The sequence below is a fragment of the Chania multitudinisentens RB-25 genome (assembly GCF_000520015.2).
Classification (GTDB): domain Bacteria; phylum Pseudomonadota; class Gammaproteobacteria; order Enterobacterales; family Enterobacteriaceae; genus Chania; species Chania multitudinisentens.
This window is the reverse complement of the sequence record NZ_CP007044.2, coordinates 1,133,445-1,150,054: the sequence shown is the minus strand read 5'-3', so window position 1 is coordinate 1,150,054 and position 16,610 is coordinate 1,133,445. Positions and strand designations below refer to the sequence as shown.

Annotated in this window: 8 protein-coding genes, 3 tRNA genes and 3 rRNA genes; 6 read left to right on the top strand and 8 right to left on the bottom strand. The window is 50.8% G+C overall.

The features are described from left to right. Positions 1 to 301 precede the first annotated feature (301 nt). Positions 302 to 1,825 (top strand): YifB family Mg chelatase-like AAA ATPase, encoded by a 1,524-nt coding sequence (locus Z042_RS05015; protein WP_024910650.1) that lies wholly within the window; start codon positions 302 to 304, stop codon positions 1,823 to 1,825. A 30-nt stretch (positions 1,826 to 1,855) separates the two neighbouring features. Here the strand turns inward: Z042_RS05015 and Z042_RS05010 are convergent, their stop codons facing one another. Then, positions 1,856 to 2,194: a MaoP family protein gene (locus tag Z042_RS05010; protein ID WP_024910651.1), complete on the bottom strand. Its 339-nt coding sequence runs from the start codon at positions 2,192 to 2,194 to the stop codon at positions 1,856 to 1,858. A gap of 119 nt (positions 2,195 to 2,313) precedes the next feature. On the opposite strand from Z042_RS05010, the gene hdfR reads away from it, so the two are divergent. After that, on the top strand, positions 2,314 to 3,141 hold the full coding sequence (gene hdfR / locus Z042_RS05005) for an HTH-type transcriptional regulator HdfR (RefSeq protein ID WP_024910652.1): 828 nt from the start codon (positions 2,314 to 2,316) through the stop codon (positions 3,139 to 3,141). Between the two features lie 272 nt (positions 3,142 to 3,413). Here hdfR and Z042_RS05000 read toward each other — a convergent pair. From Z042_RS05000 to Z042_RS04975, 6 genes are all read right to left on the bottom strand, one after another. Further along, positions 3,414 to 3,489, bottom strand: a tRNA-Trp gene (locus Z042_RS05000). A gap of 8 nt (positions 3,490 to 3,497) precedes the next feature. Beyond that, positions 3,498 to 3,574: transfer RNA gene (locus Z042_RS04995), tRNA-Asp, on the bottom strand. A 93-nt stretch (positions 3,575 to 3,667) separates the two neighbouring features. After that, positions 3,668 to 3,783, bottom strand: a 5S ribosomal RNA gene (gene rrf, locus Z042_RS04990). Between the two features lie 120 nt (positions 3,784 to 3,903). Beyond that, positions 3,904 to 6,812: ribosomal RNA gene (locus Z042_RS04985) — 23S ribosomal RNA — on the bottom strand. Between the two features lie 255 nt (positions 6,813 to 7,067). Beyond that, positions 7,068 to 7,143 (bottom strand) — tRNA-Glu (locus tag Z042_RS04980). Positions 7,144 to 7,228: 85 nt separating this feature from the next. Further along, positions 7,229 to 8,770, bottom strand: a 16S ribosomal RNA gene (locus Z042_RS04975). The 16S, 23S and 5S rRNA genes sit together here with 3 tRNA genes alongside, the layout of an rRNA operon. Positions 8,771 to 9,396: 626 nt before the next feature. Here Z042_RS04975 and purH point away from each other — a divergent pair. The 4 genes from purH to Z042_RS04955 all read left to right on the top strand — a co-directional run bounded on the left by purH (position 9,397) and on the right by Z042_RS04955 (position 14,344). Next, entirely contained in the window at positions 9,397 to 10,986 is a 1,590-nt protein-coding gene (gene purH / locus Z042_RS04970; RefSeq protein ID WP_024912719.1) for a bifunctional phosphoribosylaminoimidazolecarboxamide formyltransferase/IMP cyclohydrolase, read from the top strand. A gap of 48 nt (positions 10,987 to 11,034) precedes the next feature. Continuing rightward, a complete protein-coding gene (gene purD, locus Z042_RS04965; RefSeq protein ID WP_024912718.1) occupies positions 11,035 to 12,318 on the top strand; it encodes a phosphoribosylamine--glycine ligase in 1,284 nt (427 codons plus the stop codon). A gap of 495 nt (positions 12,319 to 12,813) precedes the next feature. Next, positions 12,814 to 13,161 (top strand): STAS domain-containing protein, encoded by a 348-nt coding sequence (locus Z042_RS04960; RefSeq protein ID WP_024912717.1) that lies wholly within the window; start codon positions 12,814 to 12,816, stop codon positions 13,159 to 13,161. A gap of 19 nt (positions 13,162 to 13,180) precedes the next feature. Beyond that, positions 13,181 to 14,344, top strand: a complete 1,164-nt coding sequence (locus Z042_RS04955) for a nucleotidyltransferase family protein (protein WP_024912716.1) — start codon at positions 13,181 to 13,183, stop codon at positions 14,342 to 14,344. A 132-nt stretch (positions 14,345 to 14,476) separates the two neighbouring features. On the opposite strand, the gene Z042_RS04950 is transcribed toward Z042_RS04955, so the two are convergent. Further along, positions 14,477 to 16,309 (bottom strand): glycosyl hydrolase family 28 protein, encoded by a 1,833-nt coding sequence (locus Z042_RS04950; RefSeq protein WP_024912715.1) that lies wholly within the window; start codon positions 16,307 to 16,309, stop codon positions 14,477 to 14,479. Positions 16,310 to 16,610 lie beyond the last annotated feature (301 nt).

Sequence of the window (16,610 nt, the reverse complement as noted above, 5' to 3'; positions counted from 1 at the left end):
CGATAATTCAAACGGTAACGCCCAACATTAGATGTGTTGATATTCTATATGCCCACTTTGCTGCTTGTATCCTTGCCCGAAAAACACCCGCTATTACCGCCATCCTGATAATCATCATCACCTCTGACGCCTATCGAATAACTCAAGAATATTGCTGCAAAATGCGCTCAGCATCGCTGATGTATGTTAATAAAATGAAAGAGGTAAATTTTAATTACGCAACGCTGCGCAAGTCAGCCATTCTCCACATGCATCTCTTCTACCGTTCCCGCATCATGTTGCCTTTAGTAAGGGGAATACTATGTCACTGGCGGTTATCTATACCCGTGCCACCCTCGGTGTCCAAGCGCCATCGGTCACTGTGGAAGTTCATATCAGCAATGGGTTACCTGGCCTGGCGTTGGTTGGCCTGCCGGAAACCACGGTAAAAGAGGCACGCGATCGGGTGCGCAGCGCACTGATTAACAACGGTTTCACCTTTCCGGCAAAACGGATCACCGTCAACTTGGCACCCGCTGATTTGCCTAAAGAAGGCGGGCGCTACGATTTACCTATTGCACTGGCGATCCTCGCCGCTTCAGAACAACTTCCCACAGATCAACTGGCCCGCTACGAATTTCTTGGAGAGCTGGCGCTTTCTGGCACACTAAGAGCCGTCAACGGGGCAATCCCTGCCGCGATAGCAGCAACAGAAGCGGGCCGGGGATTGATTCTGGCTGCGGCCAACGGCAAAGAAGCAGGTTTGCTGCCTGATAACAATACGCGAGTAGCAGAACACTTGCTGGAGGTTTGCGCATTTCTACAAGGCAAAAGCGAACTACCAGTTGCTGTTGCCCCACCAGTTACTGAAAACTCAGCGGAAACCGCCGACCTGCAAGAGATTATCGGCCAGGAGCAGGCAAAACGCGCACTGGAAATTGCTGCGGCTGGCGGCCATAACCTGTTGCTACTCGGCCCACCAGGCACCGGTAAAACCATGCTGGCTAGCCGAATCAATAGCCTGTTGCCCCCGCTAAGCGATCAGGAAGCCCTGGAGAGCATCGCCGTTGCCAGTTTGCTGCATCACCCTGATGGAACGCTACCCTGGCGGCAACGGCCATTTCGTACCCCCCATCACAGCGCCTCTATGGCTGCATTGGTTGGGGGTGGCTCGTTACCCCGACCAGGGGAAATATCTATGGCGCATAATGGTGTTCTGTTTCTTGATGAGCTGCCAGAATTCGAGCGGCGGGTGCTAGATGCCCTGCGTGAACCGTTGGAGTCGGGTGAAATTGTGATTTCACGCGCCACTGCCAAAGTGCGGTTTCCTGCTCGAGTACAGCTTATCGCAGCCATGAATCCCAGCCCGACCGGCCATTATCAAGGAATACATAACCGCACACCACCACAGCAAATCCTGCGTTATCTTGGGCGGCTCTCCGGTCCGTTTCTTGATCGCTTTGATTTATCGATTGAAGTGCCACTTCTTCCCCCAGGGATACTGGGTAAACAACGCAGCTCGGGTGAAAGCAGCCAACAAGTTCGCCAGCGGGTATTGCAAGCCCGCGAACGACAATTGACACGGGCAGGAAAGGTGAATGCGCTGTTGAATAACCGTGAAGTGGCTCGAGATTGCCACCTGCCAGCGGCAGATGCGGATTTTCTTGAAGCAACGTTGAATACATTGGGGTTGTCAGTTCGCGCCTGGCACCGCATCCTGAAAGTAGCACGCACGTTGGCAGATTTAGCTGGAGAGAAGAATATTAGTAAACGCCATTTGAGTGAAGCTCTCAGCTATCGCAGTATGGATCGGCTTTTATTACAACTGCACCATAGCCTAGAGTAAAAAAATGGGGCCAAACAGGCCCCACAGTGATCAATCATCGCTGTCGGTGTAATCTTCCACCGCATCAGCCTGCGGCTTGCCACCGGACAGCGTATGGAATTTTTTCGGACGCCGAGTGCGCGCCAGATATTTAGTCCATACTTTTTCTTGTTCAGTAACAGGTTCACGCTCACCGCGGCACACTGCGACAAACTGTAATTCTTCTTCCGTGGCCGGCTGGCGCTTGCCTGCATCCAGTTCACTGAACGCATACCCGAAACGCTCTAGCAATTGCGCTTCTTTAATGGTGAAATCGCCGTGACGGGAAAACCCGCGAGGATAGTGTTTATTATCAAAAAAACGATTAGTCGTGGTGAAGCTATCCGCCATCTGACACGCTCCTAATTCTCTCATGGCCGTGCTGTTTATGGCGCGGAGTATTAGATAGGCTTGATATCGTGTAAAACAAAACATTTAAATCTTAACGATAAAAAATTTTGGAGATAGGTGTGGACACCGAATTACTGAAAACCTTTTTGGAGGTCAGTAGAACACGTCACTTTGGCCGAGCAGCAGAATCTCTATACTTAACGCAGTCTGCGGTAAGCTTCCGCATCCGTCAGCTTGAAAATCAATTAGGTGCGAATTTATTCACTCGTCACCGTAATAATATCCGTTTGACACCCGCTGGTGAGCGGCTGCTACCCTACGCTGAAAGCTTGATGAACACTTGGCAGTTGGCCAAAAAGGAGGTCGTGCGTTCATTGCAACACACCGAGCTTTCTATCGGCGCGACGGCATCTTTATGGGAAGCCTATTTGACACCCTGGTTGCAATCTTTCTACCAACAGCGGGAAACGCTGCAACTAGAGGCCAGAGTCGCATTGCGTCATTCCCTGGTAAAACAGTTGCATGAAAGGCAACTCGATTTATTGATTACCACTGAACCACCAAAAATGGATGAGCTAGTAAGCCAACTGTTGGGTAATTTCTCGCTACGGTTATTTTCCTCCTCCTCACGCGACAAACAGGCATCAATGCCTTATATCAAACTAGAGTGGGGAGCGGATTTTCACCAACAGGAAAATCGCATGCTGAGCAGCGACAGTATACCGGTGCTGACCACTACCTCGGCGCAACTGACACGTCAATTACTGGAAACCACCGGAGGTTGTGCTTTCTTACCCAGCCAATGGGAAAAAGAATACCCACAGCTAGTCGCAGTAACTGATATACCCGCTATTGTTCGTCCACTGTATGCTATATGGCTGCAAAACAGCGATCAGCAACCGCTAATCCGCCAATTACTGAAAATACCTTTAAATACCGCAGCCTAAAGCGCTATAACGATTTCAAACGTGGTCACCGGGGTTTTGGTCCTCTTTGTCAGCTAAAACGCGCTTATCGCCTTCTAGAGGCCGACAAAACAAAATCGCAGAATGCGAATGACCATTTGGGTTCACCGAAAATTTAACGAATCCCAACACCACGTTGTGCAGAGATTCAATTAAAATGCATAAAACCTTAAGCTAGTTGCTGTGGAAGTGAGATTGTCTAAGGGAAATTTAAGAAAAAAAAAGCCCTTCGCTTTCGCGAAGGGCTTTTAATGTGGCAGGGGCGGAGAGACTCGAACTCCCAACACCCGGTTTTGGAGACCGGTGCTCTACCAATTGAACTACGCCCCTAAATAGGGTGGCGGAACGGACGGGGCTCGAACCCGCGACCCCCTGCGTGACAGGCAGGTATTCTAACCAACTGAACTACCGCTCCACCGATTCTTTCAAACGATATCTTTCGATACCGGCAAAATCACCTCAGTGACTTTGCTGTTACCAGATGTCATCCTGATAACCTTTATTTGATGCCTGGCAGTGTCCTACTCTCGCATGGGGAGACCCCACACTACCATCGGCGCTACGGCGTTTCACTTCTGAGTTCGGCATGGGGTCAGGTGGGACCACCGCGCTATTGCCGCCAGGCAAATTCCATTTAATCAACCCGCTTCACTTGCGTGAAGCCAGTCAATCCAATCCGGGAACATCGCTGAATATCAAAACTCACTACTCTCTTGTCTCTCAACAAAACACCTTCGGTGTTGTAAGGTTAAGCCTCACGGTTCATTAGTACTGGTTAGCTCAATGCATCGCTGCACTTACACACCCAGCCTATCCACGTCTTCGTCTCAAACGTTCCTTCAGGGACCTTAAAGGCCCAGGGAAGACTCATCTCGAGGCGAGTTTCGTGCTTAGATGCTTTCAGCACTTATCTCTTCCGCACTTAGCTACCGGGCAGTGCCATTGGCATGACAACCCGAACACCAGCGGTGCGTTCACTCCGGTCCTCTCGTACTAGGAGCAACCCCTCTCAATCTTCCAACGCCCACGGCAGATAGGGACCGAACTGTCTCACGACGTTCTAAACCCAGCTCGCGTACCACTTTAAATGGCGAACAGCCATACCCTTGGGACCTACTTCAGCCCCAGGATGTGATGAGCCGACATCGAGGTGCCAAACACCGCCGTCGATATGAACTCTTGGGCGGTATCAGCCTGTTATCCCCGGAGTACCTTTTATCCGTTGAGCGATGGCCCTTCCATTCAGAACCACCGGATCACTAAGACCTACTTTCGTACCTGCTCGAGCCGTCACTCTCGCAGTCAAGCTAGCTTATGCCTTTGCACTAACCTCACGATGTCCGACCGTGATTAGCTAACCTTCGTGCTCCTCCGTTACGCTTTGGGAGGAGACCGCCCCAGTCAAACTACCCACCAGACACTGTCCTCACCCCGGGTTACGGGGCAAAGTTAGAACATCAAACATTAAAGGGTGGTATTTCAAGGTTGGCTCCATGCAGACTGGCGTCCACACTTCACTGCCTCCCACCTATCCTACACATCAAGGCTCAATGTTCAGTGTCAAGCTATAGTAAAGGTTCACGGGGTCTTTCCGTCTTGCCGCGGGTACACTGCATCTTCACAGCGAGTTCAATTTCACTGAGTCTCGGGTGGAGACAGCCTGGCCATCATTACGCCATTCGTGCAGGTCGGAACTTACCCGACAAGGAATTTCGCTACCTTAGGACCGTTATAGTTACGGCCGCCGTTTACTGGGGCTTCGATCAAGAGCTTCGCCTTGCGGCTAACCCCATCAATTAACCTTCCAGCACCGGGCAGGCGTCACACCGTATACGTCCACTTTCGTGTTTGCACAGTGCTGTGTTTTTAATAAACAGTTGCAGCCAGCTGGTATCTGCGACTGGCTTCAGCTCCAGGAGCAAGTCCCTTCACCTACGTGCCAGCGTGCCTTCTCCCGAAGTTACGGCACCATTTTGCCTAGTTCCTTCACCCGAGTTCTCTCAAGCGCCTGGGTATTCTCTACCTGACCACCTGTGTCGGTTTGGGGTACGATTCTGTGTTACCTGGAGCTTAGAGGCTTTTCCTGGAAGCTTGGCATCAACCACTTCGCCACCGTAGTGACTCGTCATCACGCCTCAGGGTTGAATAAGAGAACGGATTTACCAATTCTCTCCCCCTACACGCTTAAACCGGGACAACCGTCGCCCGGCCAGCCTAGCCTTCTCCGTCCCCCCTTCGCAGTAACACCGAGTACGGGAATATTAACCCGTTTCCCATCGACTACGCTTTTCAGCCTCGCCTTAGGGGTCGACTCACCCTGCCCCGATTAACGTTGGACAGGAACCCTTGGTCTTCCGGCGAGCGGGTTTTTCACCCGCTTTATCGTTACTTATGTCAGCATTCGCACTTCTGATACCTCCAGCAGCCCTCACAGACCACCTTCAACGGCTTACAGAACGCTCCCCTACCCAACAACGCCTAAGCGTCGCTGCCGCAGCTTCGGTGCATGGTTTAGCCCCGTTACATCTTCCGCGCAGGCCGACTCGACCAGTGAGCTATTACGCTTTCTTTAAATGATGGCTGCTTCTAAGCCAACATCCTGGCTGTCTGTGCCTTCCCACATCGTTTCCCACTTAACCATGACTTTGGGACCTTAGCTGGCGGTCTGGGTTGTTTCCCTCTTCACGACGGACGTTAGCACCCGCCGTGTGTCTCCCGTGATAACATTCTTCGGTATTCGGAGTTTGCATCGGGTTGGTAAGCCGGGATGGCCCCCTAGCCGAAACAGTGCTCTACCCCCGAAGATGAGTTCACGAGGCGCTACCTAAATAGCTTTCGGGGAGAACCAGCTATCTCCCGGTTTGATTGGCCTTTCACCCCCAGCCACAAGTCATCCGCTAATTTTTCAACATTAGTCGGTTCGGTCCTCCAGTTAGTGTTACCCAACCTTCAACCTGCCCATGGCTAGATCACCGGGTTTCGGGTCTATACCTTGCAACTAGACGCCCAGTTAAGACTCGGTTTCCCTACGGCTCCCCTATTCGGTTAACCTTGCTACAAAATATAAGTCGCTGACCCATTATACAAAAGGTACGCAGTCACCCCATTAAGAGGCTCCCACTGCTTGTACGTACACGGTTTCAGGTTCTGTTTCACTCCCCTCGCCGGGGTTCTTTTCGCCTTTCCCTCACGGTACTGGTTCACTATCGGTCAGTCAGGAGTATTTAGCCTTGGAGGATGGTCCCCCCATATTCAGACAGGATGTCACGTGTCCCGCCCTACTCATCGAACTCACAACCTGTGCATTTTGGTGTACGGGGCTATCACCCTTTACTGCGCGACTTTCCAGACGCTTCCACTAACACACAGGCTGATTCAGGTTCTGGGCTTTTCCCCGTTCGCTCGCCGCTACTGGGGGAATCTCGGTTGATTTCTTTTCCTCGGGGTACTGAGATGTTTCAGTTCCCCCGGTTCGCCTCATGACACTATGGATTCATGTCATGATAGTGTGTCGAAACACACTGGGTTTCCCCATTCGGGTATTGCCGGTTATTGCGGTTCATATCACCTTACCGGCACTTTTCGCAGATTAGCACGCCCTTCATCGCCTCTGACTGCCTAGGCATCCACCGTGTACGCTTAGTCACTTAACCTCACAACCCGAAGGTGTCTTCTGTAAACAGAGAACACATCGTGCTGTAAACATTTGAGAGACTCTCTGACAGGGTACTCCTTATCCCCATAACTCTACGGTGGGATAAGTTTCAGCTGTCAGGTTTCAATTTTCAGCTTGTTCCAGATTGTTAAAGAGCAATATCTCAAGCCTGACTCGCAAGTCAGCTTTGAGATATTTAAGGTATCGTCACGATACCGAGACCGCCGCTTTCACCGGGATGGTCGCAAGCAGTTGGCGTCCCCTAGGGGATTCGAACCCCTGTTACCGCCGTGAAAGGGCGGTGTCCTAGGCCTCTAGACGAAGGGGACACGACACCGTACTTTTATGACGCTTTTGCTCATTACTTCTATCAGACAATCTGTTGTGAACACTCACGCAATCAATATCATTCGGTAAGGAGGTGATCCAACCGCAGGTTCCCCTACGGTTACCTTGTTACGACTTCACCCCAGTCATGAATCACAAAGTGGTAAGCGCCCTCCCGAAGGTTAAGCTACCTACTTCTTTTGCAACCCACTCCCATGGTGTGACGGGCGGTGTGTACAAGGCCCGGGAACGTATTCACCGTAGCATTCTGATCTACGATTACTAGCGATTCCGACTTCATGGAGTCGAGTTGCAGACTCCAATCCGGACTACGACGTACTTTATGAGGTCCGCATGCCTTCGCAGGGTAGCTTCTCTTTGTATACGCCATTGTAGCACGTGTGTAGCCCTACTCGTAAGGGCCATGATGACTTGACGTCATCCCCACCTTCCTCCAGTTTATCACTGGCAGTCTCCTTTGAGTTCCCGGCCTAACCGCTGGCAACAAAGGATAAGGGTTGCGCTCGTTGCGGGACTTAACCCAACATTTCACAACACGAGCTGACGACAGCCATGCAGCACCTGTCTCACGGTTCCCGAAGGCACCAAGCCATCTCTGGCAAGTTCCGTGGATGTCAAGAGTAGGTAAGGTTCTTCGCGTTGCATCGAATTAAACCACATGCTCCACCGCTTGTGCGGGCCCCCGTCAATTCATTTGAGTTTTAACCTTGCGGCCGTACTCCCCAGGCGGTCGACTTAACGCGTTAGCTCCGGAAGCCACGCCTCAAGGGCACAACCTCCAAGTCGACATCGTTTACAGCGTGGACTACCAGGGTATCTAATCCTGTTTGCTCCCCACGCTTTCGCACCTGAGCGTCAGTCTCTGTCCAGGGGGCCGCCTTCGCCACCGGTATTCCTCCAGATCTCTACGCATTTCACCGCTACACCTGGAATTCTACCCCCCTCTACAAGACTCTAGCCTGCCAGTTTCGGATGCAGTTCCCAGGTTAAGCCCGGGGATTTCACATCCGACTTCACAGACCGCCTGCGTGCGCTTTACGCCCAGTAATTCCGATTAACGCTTGCACCCTCCGTATTACCGCGGCTGCTGGCACGGAGTTAGCCGGTGCTTCTTCTGTGGGTAACGTCAATGCACAGCGCTATTCACACTGTACCCTTCCTCCCCACTGAAAGTGCTTTACAACCCTAAGGCCTTCTTCACACACGCGGCATGGCTGCATCAGGCTTGCGCCCATTGTGCAATATTCCCCACTGCTGCCTCCCGTAGGAGTCTGGGCCGTGTCTCAGTCCCAGTGTGGCTGGTCATCCTCTCAGACCAGCTAGGGATCGTCGCCTAGGTGAGCCATTACCCCACCTACTAGCTAATCCCATCTGGGCACATCCGATGGCGTGAGGCCCGAAGGTCCCCCACTTTGGTCCGTAGACATCATGCGGTATTAGCTACCGTTTCCAGTAGTTATCCCCCTCCATCGGGCAGTTTCCCAGACATTACTCACCCGTCCGCCGCTCGCCGGCAAAGTAGCAAGCTACTTCCCGCTGCCGCTCGACTTGCATGTGTTAGGCCTGCCGCCAGCGTTCAATCTGAGCCATGATCAAACTCTTCAATTAAAAGCTTGATGTGCTGCAACGTGTGCAGCGATGCTCGAAAATCAACGTTTGTAATAATTCACTTCAATGAATTACTGCTTGGTCACTCTTCAAGACTTGATATTTTTTTGCCACCGAAGTGGCTGGATATCGTCTTGTGAGTGCCCACACAGATTGTCTGATAAATTGTTAAAGAGCAGTGAGTTACGCGCTTTCGCTTGCTAACTCGAGGTGGCGTATATTACGCTTTCCTCTTTCAGAGTCAACCTTAATTTGCAGGTTTTTTCTCTGTGATCTTCAGAGACTCTGTGATGGTGTTCACAGGCTCCGTGTCGATGGAGGCGCATTATAGGCAGTTCCACGCAGGCCGCAACAGGTATTTTCGACAAAACTCACCGTTTGCTGCATTCCACAGCAAAACCCGCTCTTATACCCGGTTATGCACCAACTTATCCACAGAACGCATTTGCCCGGAAATTTTACGAGCACCGCGCAAACGTTTTCGCTACAATCCCCGCGACGAAATGATCCCCTTTTTACGGGGGCGCTACCTGAATCTGTTCCTGTTGCTCCTCTAAAGCCTCTATATAAGGTAGAGATTCACATAACGCTCTTTATATTGCGACTCAAAGCCAAGGGATAAAACCATGCAACAACCTCGTCCAATCCGCCGGGCTCTGCTCAGCGTATCTGATAAAGCCGGTATCGTTGAATTCGCCGCAGCACTCACCCAAAGAGGCGTAGAGCTGCTTTCCACCGGCGGTACTGCCCGCCTGCTGGCGGATGCTGGTCTGCCTGTTACTGAAGTTTCTGACTACACGGGCTTCCCTGAAATGATGGACGGACGAGTGAAAACCCTGCATCCCAAAGTGCATGGTGGGATACTTGGTCGCCGTGGTCAGGACGATATCATTATGGAGCAACATGCAATCAAGCCGATCGATATGGTGGTCGTCAATCTATATCCTTTCGCCCAAACCGTTGCACGCCCAGATTGCTCACTGGAAGATGCGGTTGAGAATATCGATATCGGTGGCCCGACCATGGTGCGTTCCGCCGCCAAAAACCATAAAGATGTAGCTATTGTGGTAAAAAGCAGCGACTACGCCGCCATTATTACAGAAATGGACAACAACGCAGGTTCTCTGCTGCATTCAACCCGATTCGATCTGGCCATCAAAGCCTTTGAGCATACCGCAGCTTACGACAGCATGATCGCCAACTACTTTGGCACGCTGGTTCCGCCCTATCACGGCGAAACTGAGCAACCTTCTGGCCGCTTCCCACGAACCCTGAACCTGAACTACATTAAAAAGCAGGATATGCGTTACGGTGAGAACGGCCACCAGCAAGCCGCCTTCTATATAGAAGATAATCTGCCGGAAGCTTCCGTAGCCACCGCGACACAACTGCAAGGCAAAGCCCTCTCTTACAATAACATCGCCGATACTGACGCCGCGCTGGAATGTGTGAAGGAGTTTGCGGAACCAGCCTGTGTGATCGTGAAGCACGCCAACCCTTGTGGCGTAGCGATTGGCGCCAATCTGTTTGCTGCTTATGACCGCGCCTACCAAACCGATCCTACCTCAGCGTTTGGTGGCATTATCGCTTTCAACCGTGAGTTGGATGCCGAGACCGCAAAAGCAATCATCAGCCGCCAATTTGTTGAAGTGATCATCGCACCAAGCATCAGCGACGAAGCGCGTTCCCTGCTGGCAGCCAAACAGAATGTGCGCGTACTGGCCTGCGGGCAGTGGCAGCAACGCGTTGCTGGTCTAGATTTCAAACGCGTCAACGGCGGCCTGCTGGTGCAAGATCGCGATCTGGGCATGGTGGCTGAAAGCGATCTGCGTGTGGTTTCTGAACGCCAGCCAACGGCGCAGGAACTGCGTGATGCACTGTTCTGCTGGAAAGTGGCTAAGTTCGTTAAGTCCAACGCGATTGTTTATGCACGTGACAATATGACCATCGGCATAGGCGCAGGCCAGATGAGCCGTGTCTATTCGGCGAAAATTGCCGGTATCAAAGCTGCCGACGAAGGCTTGGAAGTGTCTGGTTCTGCTATGGCGTCTGACGCTTTCTTCCCGTTCCGTGATGGTATCGACGCCGCCGCCGCAGTGGGTATTACCTGCGTTATTCAACCTGGTGGTTCGATCCGCGATGACGAAGTGATTGCCGCCGCCAATGAACACGGTATCGCGATGATCTTCACCGACATGCGCCACTTCCGCCATTAATCCCTTTTGCCGCGTGCGCCAAAGCGCACGTTGTTTATGGAGCACCTGATGAATATTCTGATTATCGGTAACGGCGGGCGTGAACACGCGTTAGCCTGGAAAGCCGCCCAATCGCCCCTGGCAGATCATGTTTATGTCGCACCGGGTAACGCAGGCACCGCGCTGGAAGGCAATTTGACCAATGTGGATATCTCACCGACCGATATCCCTGCTTTGGTAGCCTTCGCTAAAAGCCATGCTATCGAACTCACCATCGTCGGCCCGGAAGCCCCACTGGTGCTTGGCGTAGTTAATGCTTTCCAAGCCGCTGGCCTGAAAATTTTTGGCCCATCACAGGCCGCCGCCCAGTTGGAGGGCTCCAAAGCCTTCACCAAGGATTTCCTGGCCCGCCACGCAATCCCAAGTGCGGAATACCAGAACTTCACCGAAGTGGAACCTGCGCTGGCGTACGTACGCAGCAAAGGCGCACCTATCGTGATTAAAGCCGACGGCCTGGCCGCAGGCAAAGGCGTGATCGTCGCCATGACGCTGCAAGAAGCAGAAAATGCTATTCAGGATATGCTGGCAGGCAATGCCTTTGGCGATGCCGGGCACCGTATCGTGGTGGAAGAGTTTCTTGAAGGCGAAGAAGCCAGCTTTATCGTGATGGTGGATGGTGAAAACGTGGTCCCAATGGCCACCAGCCAGGATCACAAACGCGTGGGCGATGGCGATACCGGCCCAAATACCGGCGGTATGGGGGCTTACTCACCAGCTCCGGTTGTGACTGATGAAATCCACCAGCGCGTGATGGATCAGGTCATTTGGCCAACCGTACACGGTATGGCGGCGGAAGGTAACACCTACGTTGGTTTCCTGTATGCCGGCCTGATGATTGATGCTGGCGGTCAACCCAAAGTGATTGAATTTAACTGCCGCTTTGGTGATCCAGAAACCCAGCCAATCATGTTACGCCTGCGCTCCGATCTGGTTGAACTGTGCCTGGCAGGCGCTGAAGGCAGACTGGGCGAGAAAACTTCAGAGTGGGACGAGCGCCCTTCCCTAGGCGTAGTGTTGGCTGCCGGAGGTTATCCGGGCCATTACCGTAATGGCGATGTAATTCATGGTTTGCCACAGCAGGAAAGTGCCAACGGAAAGGTGTTCCATGCTGGTACGCGTATGCAGGGAAATGATGTGGTAACCAGCGGCGGTCGCGTATTGTGCGTGACGGCTTTAGGTACCACGGTCGCTGAAGCACAGCAACAAGCGTACCAATTAGCTGAAAGTATTCAGTGGCAAGGCAGTTTCTGCCGCAAGGATATTGGTTACCGCGCAATTGCACGCGGCAAATAACCTTCGGAGGCTCTGCATGCAGAGCCTCAATTAATTAGCTCACCACACAAACGCGCATTTACTGACACTGAGCCTGGCAAATAATCGAGCCAAGCACTTCTGTATCAAAAGCTCACACACCTTAATTCAACCTCCTGCGAAGCCTTCCTGGCGAATTGAAAGGCTAGAGCTCTGTGCTACGCTTAATACCGTCTGTCTATATTACAGGTAGTTTGTTAAACCTTTGGTATTGGCTAGCCAACACATTGGTTTATAGCGTATTACTACTTTGAGTGATTCAGGCTGGCGGATTGGCCGAGTGAACCCGTCCTCAAGGTGCTATTTTCACACTTTTACCTATCCAACGACCATTGAATGACTGCTGGCCAACACAATCAGATGAATATCAAAGTAATACCTGGTTGGAATATTTAGTATTGAGTAACGATATTTCTTTATTGGTGAGCTAACGCAATAACAGCCTCCCCCTCCCAACGGTATTGTAAGGAAGAGATAATGAACTTTGAAACACAGTCAATTGGCAATGTATTAGTTGTTACTCCCCTAGACAGGCGCTTGGATGCATCAGTCTCCTCCAAATTTAAGGAGGATATACAAGCCATGATCGCACAGGGGACTCACAATATCTTACTGGACTTTACTCAGGTAGATTTCATTGACAGTAGTTTTTTAGGTGCCCTGGTTTCTCTCTTGAAAACCTTACATGGAAAAGGTGAGCTTGCGCTTTGCTCACTGAACAGCAATATCCACAGTATGTTCAAATTAACCCGGATGGATAAAATATTTACTATCGGTGTTGATCAAAGCAATACATTACAACAAATGTGCTCAGTAGCACCTTGATTCACAAGGAATATTCACTATGAAAGCCATGATTCTTGCCGCAGGAAAAGGAACCAGAGCCAGACCACTGACCACCATATTGCCAAAGCCAATGATCCCATTAATCCGCAAACCGATTATGGAATCGATTGTTGAGCATTTAAGAAACTATGGATTTAATCAGTTAATGGTAAACACCAGCTACCTTTCCGGGGATATTGAGAATTATTTCCGCGATGGGCATGCCTGGGGAGTCGAAATGGGGTACTCCTATGAAGGTGTTATGGAGGGTAATACCTTTGTCGATAACGTACTTGGCTCTGCCGGTGGTATGAAACACATCCAAAATTTCTCGGGCTTTTTTGATGATACTTTTGTGGTGGTGTGTGGTGACGCATTAATTGATGTGGATTTCGATCAGGTATTGGCTTTTCATCGGGCCAGAAAAAGTGTCGCTACCTTGATTATGCGCCCCATTCCAACCGATCAGGTGAATAAATACGGTATTGTGGTTACCGATGAGCAAGGCCGAGTCAGTAAATTTCAAGAGAAACCTAAAGCAGAAGATGCCTTATCAAACAATGCCAATACGGGTATCTATGTTTTTGAACCCGAGATCTTCAATTATATTCCTGACGGCATTGAATATGATATTGGTAGCCAGTTATTCCCTAAACTTGCTGAGTTAGGTGTGCCTTTTTACGGTATTGCCCTGCCATTCCAATGGGTAGACATTGGCTCTCTGCAAGACTTCTGGCAAGTGAACCGCATGATCCTTAATCAGGAGTTGCCTGACTATCCCATGCCAGGCATTCAGGTTGCGCCACAAATCTGGTGTGGCCTTAATGTTAAAGCTGATTTTTCAACGCTGGATATTGAAGGGCCAGTCTATATTGGCAGCAGTACCGAAATACAGCCAGGGGTCACGATCAGAGGGCCAGCAATTATTGGGGCAGGTTGTCTGTTGGAACAAGGTGCTGTTATCGACCAAAGTTTTATTGCTGATTACACCCGGGTGGGTGGTATTGCACATTTGACCCAACAGATGATTTTCGCCGGAAAAGTTATCTCGCCGGACGGTACTGCAATTGATTTATCTGAAGCCGGTTTGAATTGGCTGATTGATGATAAACGGCGTACCGACATTATTGCGGCGGAAAAATCGTTATTCAATGAGCTACTCGCCAAAGATACCTTGGCATAAGCAGCCGTTATCAAATGGACCATCACCCGCAGCAACAACGGAGTGTGTTACTCAAACGCAAACCTCCAACCCTCTAACCATCAAGGCAGGGAAATCCCTGCCTTCGTCCCCATTAAAACCTCTTTAGATGCATCAAGGCGTTACGGGTTTACCGTCGATGGTCACATTTCTGATAGCGTTGAAATGCCAAGGAGTCTCTCCACGTAATTGGCTAAAAACCACGCGGTCAAACTGGCTGTCTTCTAAATCGCTGATGGCGGTAGGGGGCACATTATTGAAACGCACGTTATCGAAGCGAACCAGCCGGTGCCAGGCATTCTTCTCACTGTTCCCCTTGATCTCAATAGCGGGCTTATCTTCCAGCGTTCCCTGTACCGTCACGTTCTGCACCAGGAAATTATAAAACTGCGCGGGTTTCTTCGCCGCCGGGTAATCAATCTTGGCGTTAGGATCTGAATAATTCAACGTCAGGATCACCGGCTGGCGGACAATATCCTTCATTGCATTATTGCGGAACGTGATGTTACGGGCACCACCGCCGATATCCGTGGTGCTCTTGGCACGCAAACCTACATCAGTGAGGTAGATTACGTTGTTTTCAGCCAGAATATCCTCAATCCAGGCCCCGGTATGACTGCCCGTTACCACCGCACCGTGCCCCCGGCGCAGATAGTTGTTGAATAACCAAGCCCCTTTCATCGAAGGTTGCTCACGCGCTTTTTCACCGGTTCCTGCCGCGAAGTTAATGCAGTCATCACCGGTATCAAAAAAGTTATTCATTACCATCACATTCTGGCTGTTACCAAACTCAATACCATCGCCGTTGTTAGCATCAAAGGTCTGATGAATCAGGTTATTGGCCGTCACATTGTGGTTTTCCAGCAGCATAACGCCGTGGAAAGCCGGATTGCGTGCGGTGAAATCGGCCAGGTAAACATTCTCAACGCCGCGCAATGTCACCAGGCTGGATCGACGCTGCCCATAAGCGATTTGTAGCGGTACCCCTTCTGCTACTGCTTTGGCGACCTGATGTTTAGCCAAGATACCGTCTTCATGCACCTTACTGTTTTTACTTGAAATATATTGTGGCAGTGGGTTACCAACCTCATCAACAATCTCAGCGGTTTTCTGGCGCAGCCAGCCATTACCGTCGATCACGCCAGGCCCAACAATGCGTATATTGCGGAAAGTTCCCGGCTCTACGTGTTCCGGGTCGATGGCATTAAGCAAAGAAGCTGGCCGCATCTCGGTAGAATAGCTATACAACCGATAGGCGGGTGGATAATCCGCCGGATCATCCGAACCGAGCAAGGTAGAGCCCGCTTGCAGGTTGAGCGTTATATCACTTTTTAACCACAGTGCCCCGGTTTTATAAACTCCCGCAGGAACGTCGAGCCGGCAACCTGGCTGACAAGCGTCAATCGCCCGTTGGATCGCCTTGGTATTCAACGTAGCGCCATCCCCTTTGGCCCCAAAATCAGTGATCTTGAGCACGGTTGGTAGCGGAGTGGTTTTTGCCGTAATGCTTTGGCTGGCGTCTGACTGTGTGCCATCGGCATAAAGCGTTTTGACAGTAAACGAATATTGGCTATCAGGCGCTAAACCCGTCACTTTGAAATTCTGGATCACGATCCGCTGCGAGAAGTTATCTTTGTCATTCGCATAGAAATGATTGATGTAAGGCTTGGCAGGTGAAAACCGATCGCTGTTTTCACTGGCTTTACCCAACAATTTCCCTTCTGCATAAACCAGATAGTCAACAATATCACGGGTATCTTCCGGCGCTTTCCACACCAGCATCAGGCTGCTATCGTCGGCCGATAAGATTGGAATTTGCAGTTGCTGTGGTGCTTGCTTGTTCAAAGGAATGGCGGAAGCCTGTGGAGTCATTGTAACCAAACTGGTCGCCATAAATAGAAACATAGCCTTAATCGTTATATAGGAAGGTGGGTACTGTATTCTCATGGGGATTCCTTATCACTGGAGGAACAGTCAAGATCGCTCTACCTACAGCATCGCCAGTTACAGGCAAGCAACTGTTGAAGACAAACCGATCCCTGCTCGGTTTGACAGCGCCTGAGTAAGGCACACAACATCTGCGGCTTGAAAGGCTAATAGGTATACAGCACGTTGAATACTATCCCCTTTATTGCCACCTTCAAATAAAAGAAACCACGTTTTATTAAAATGATTACGCTGTTTTATTATTCCATGATGAACATCAAAAACGGGGCATGTAGCACGCATACTCCCTGGTTGATACCCT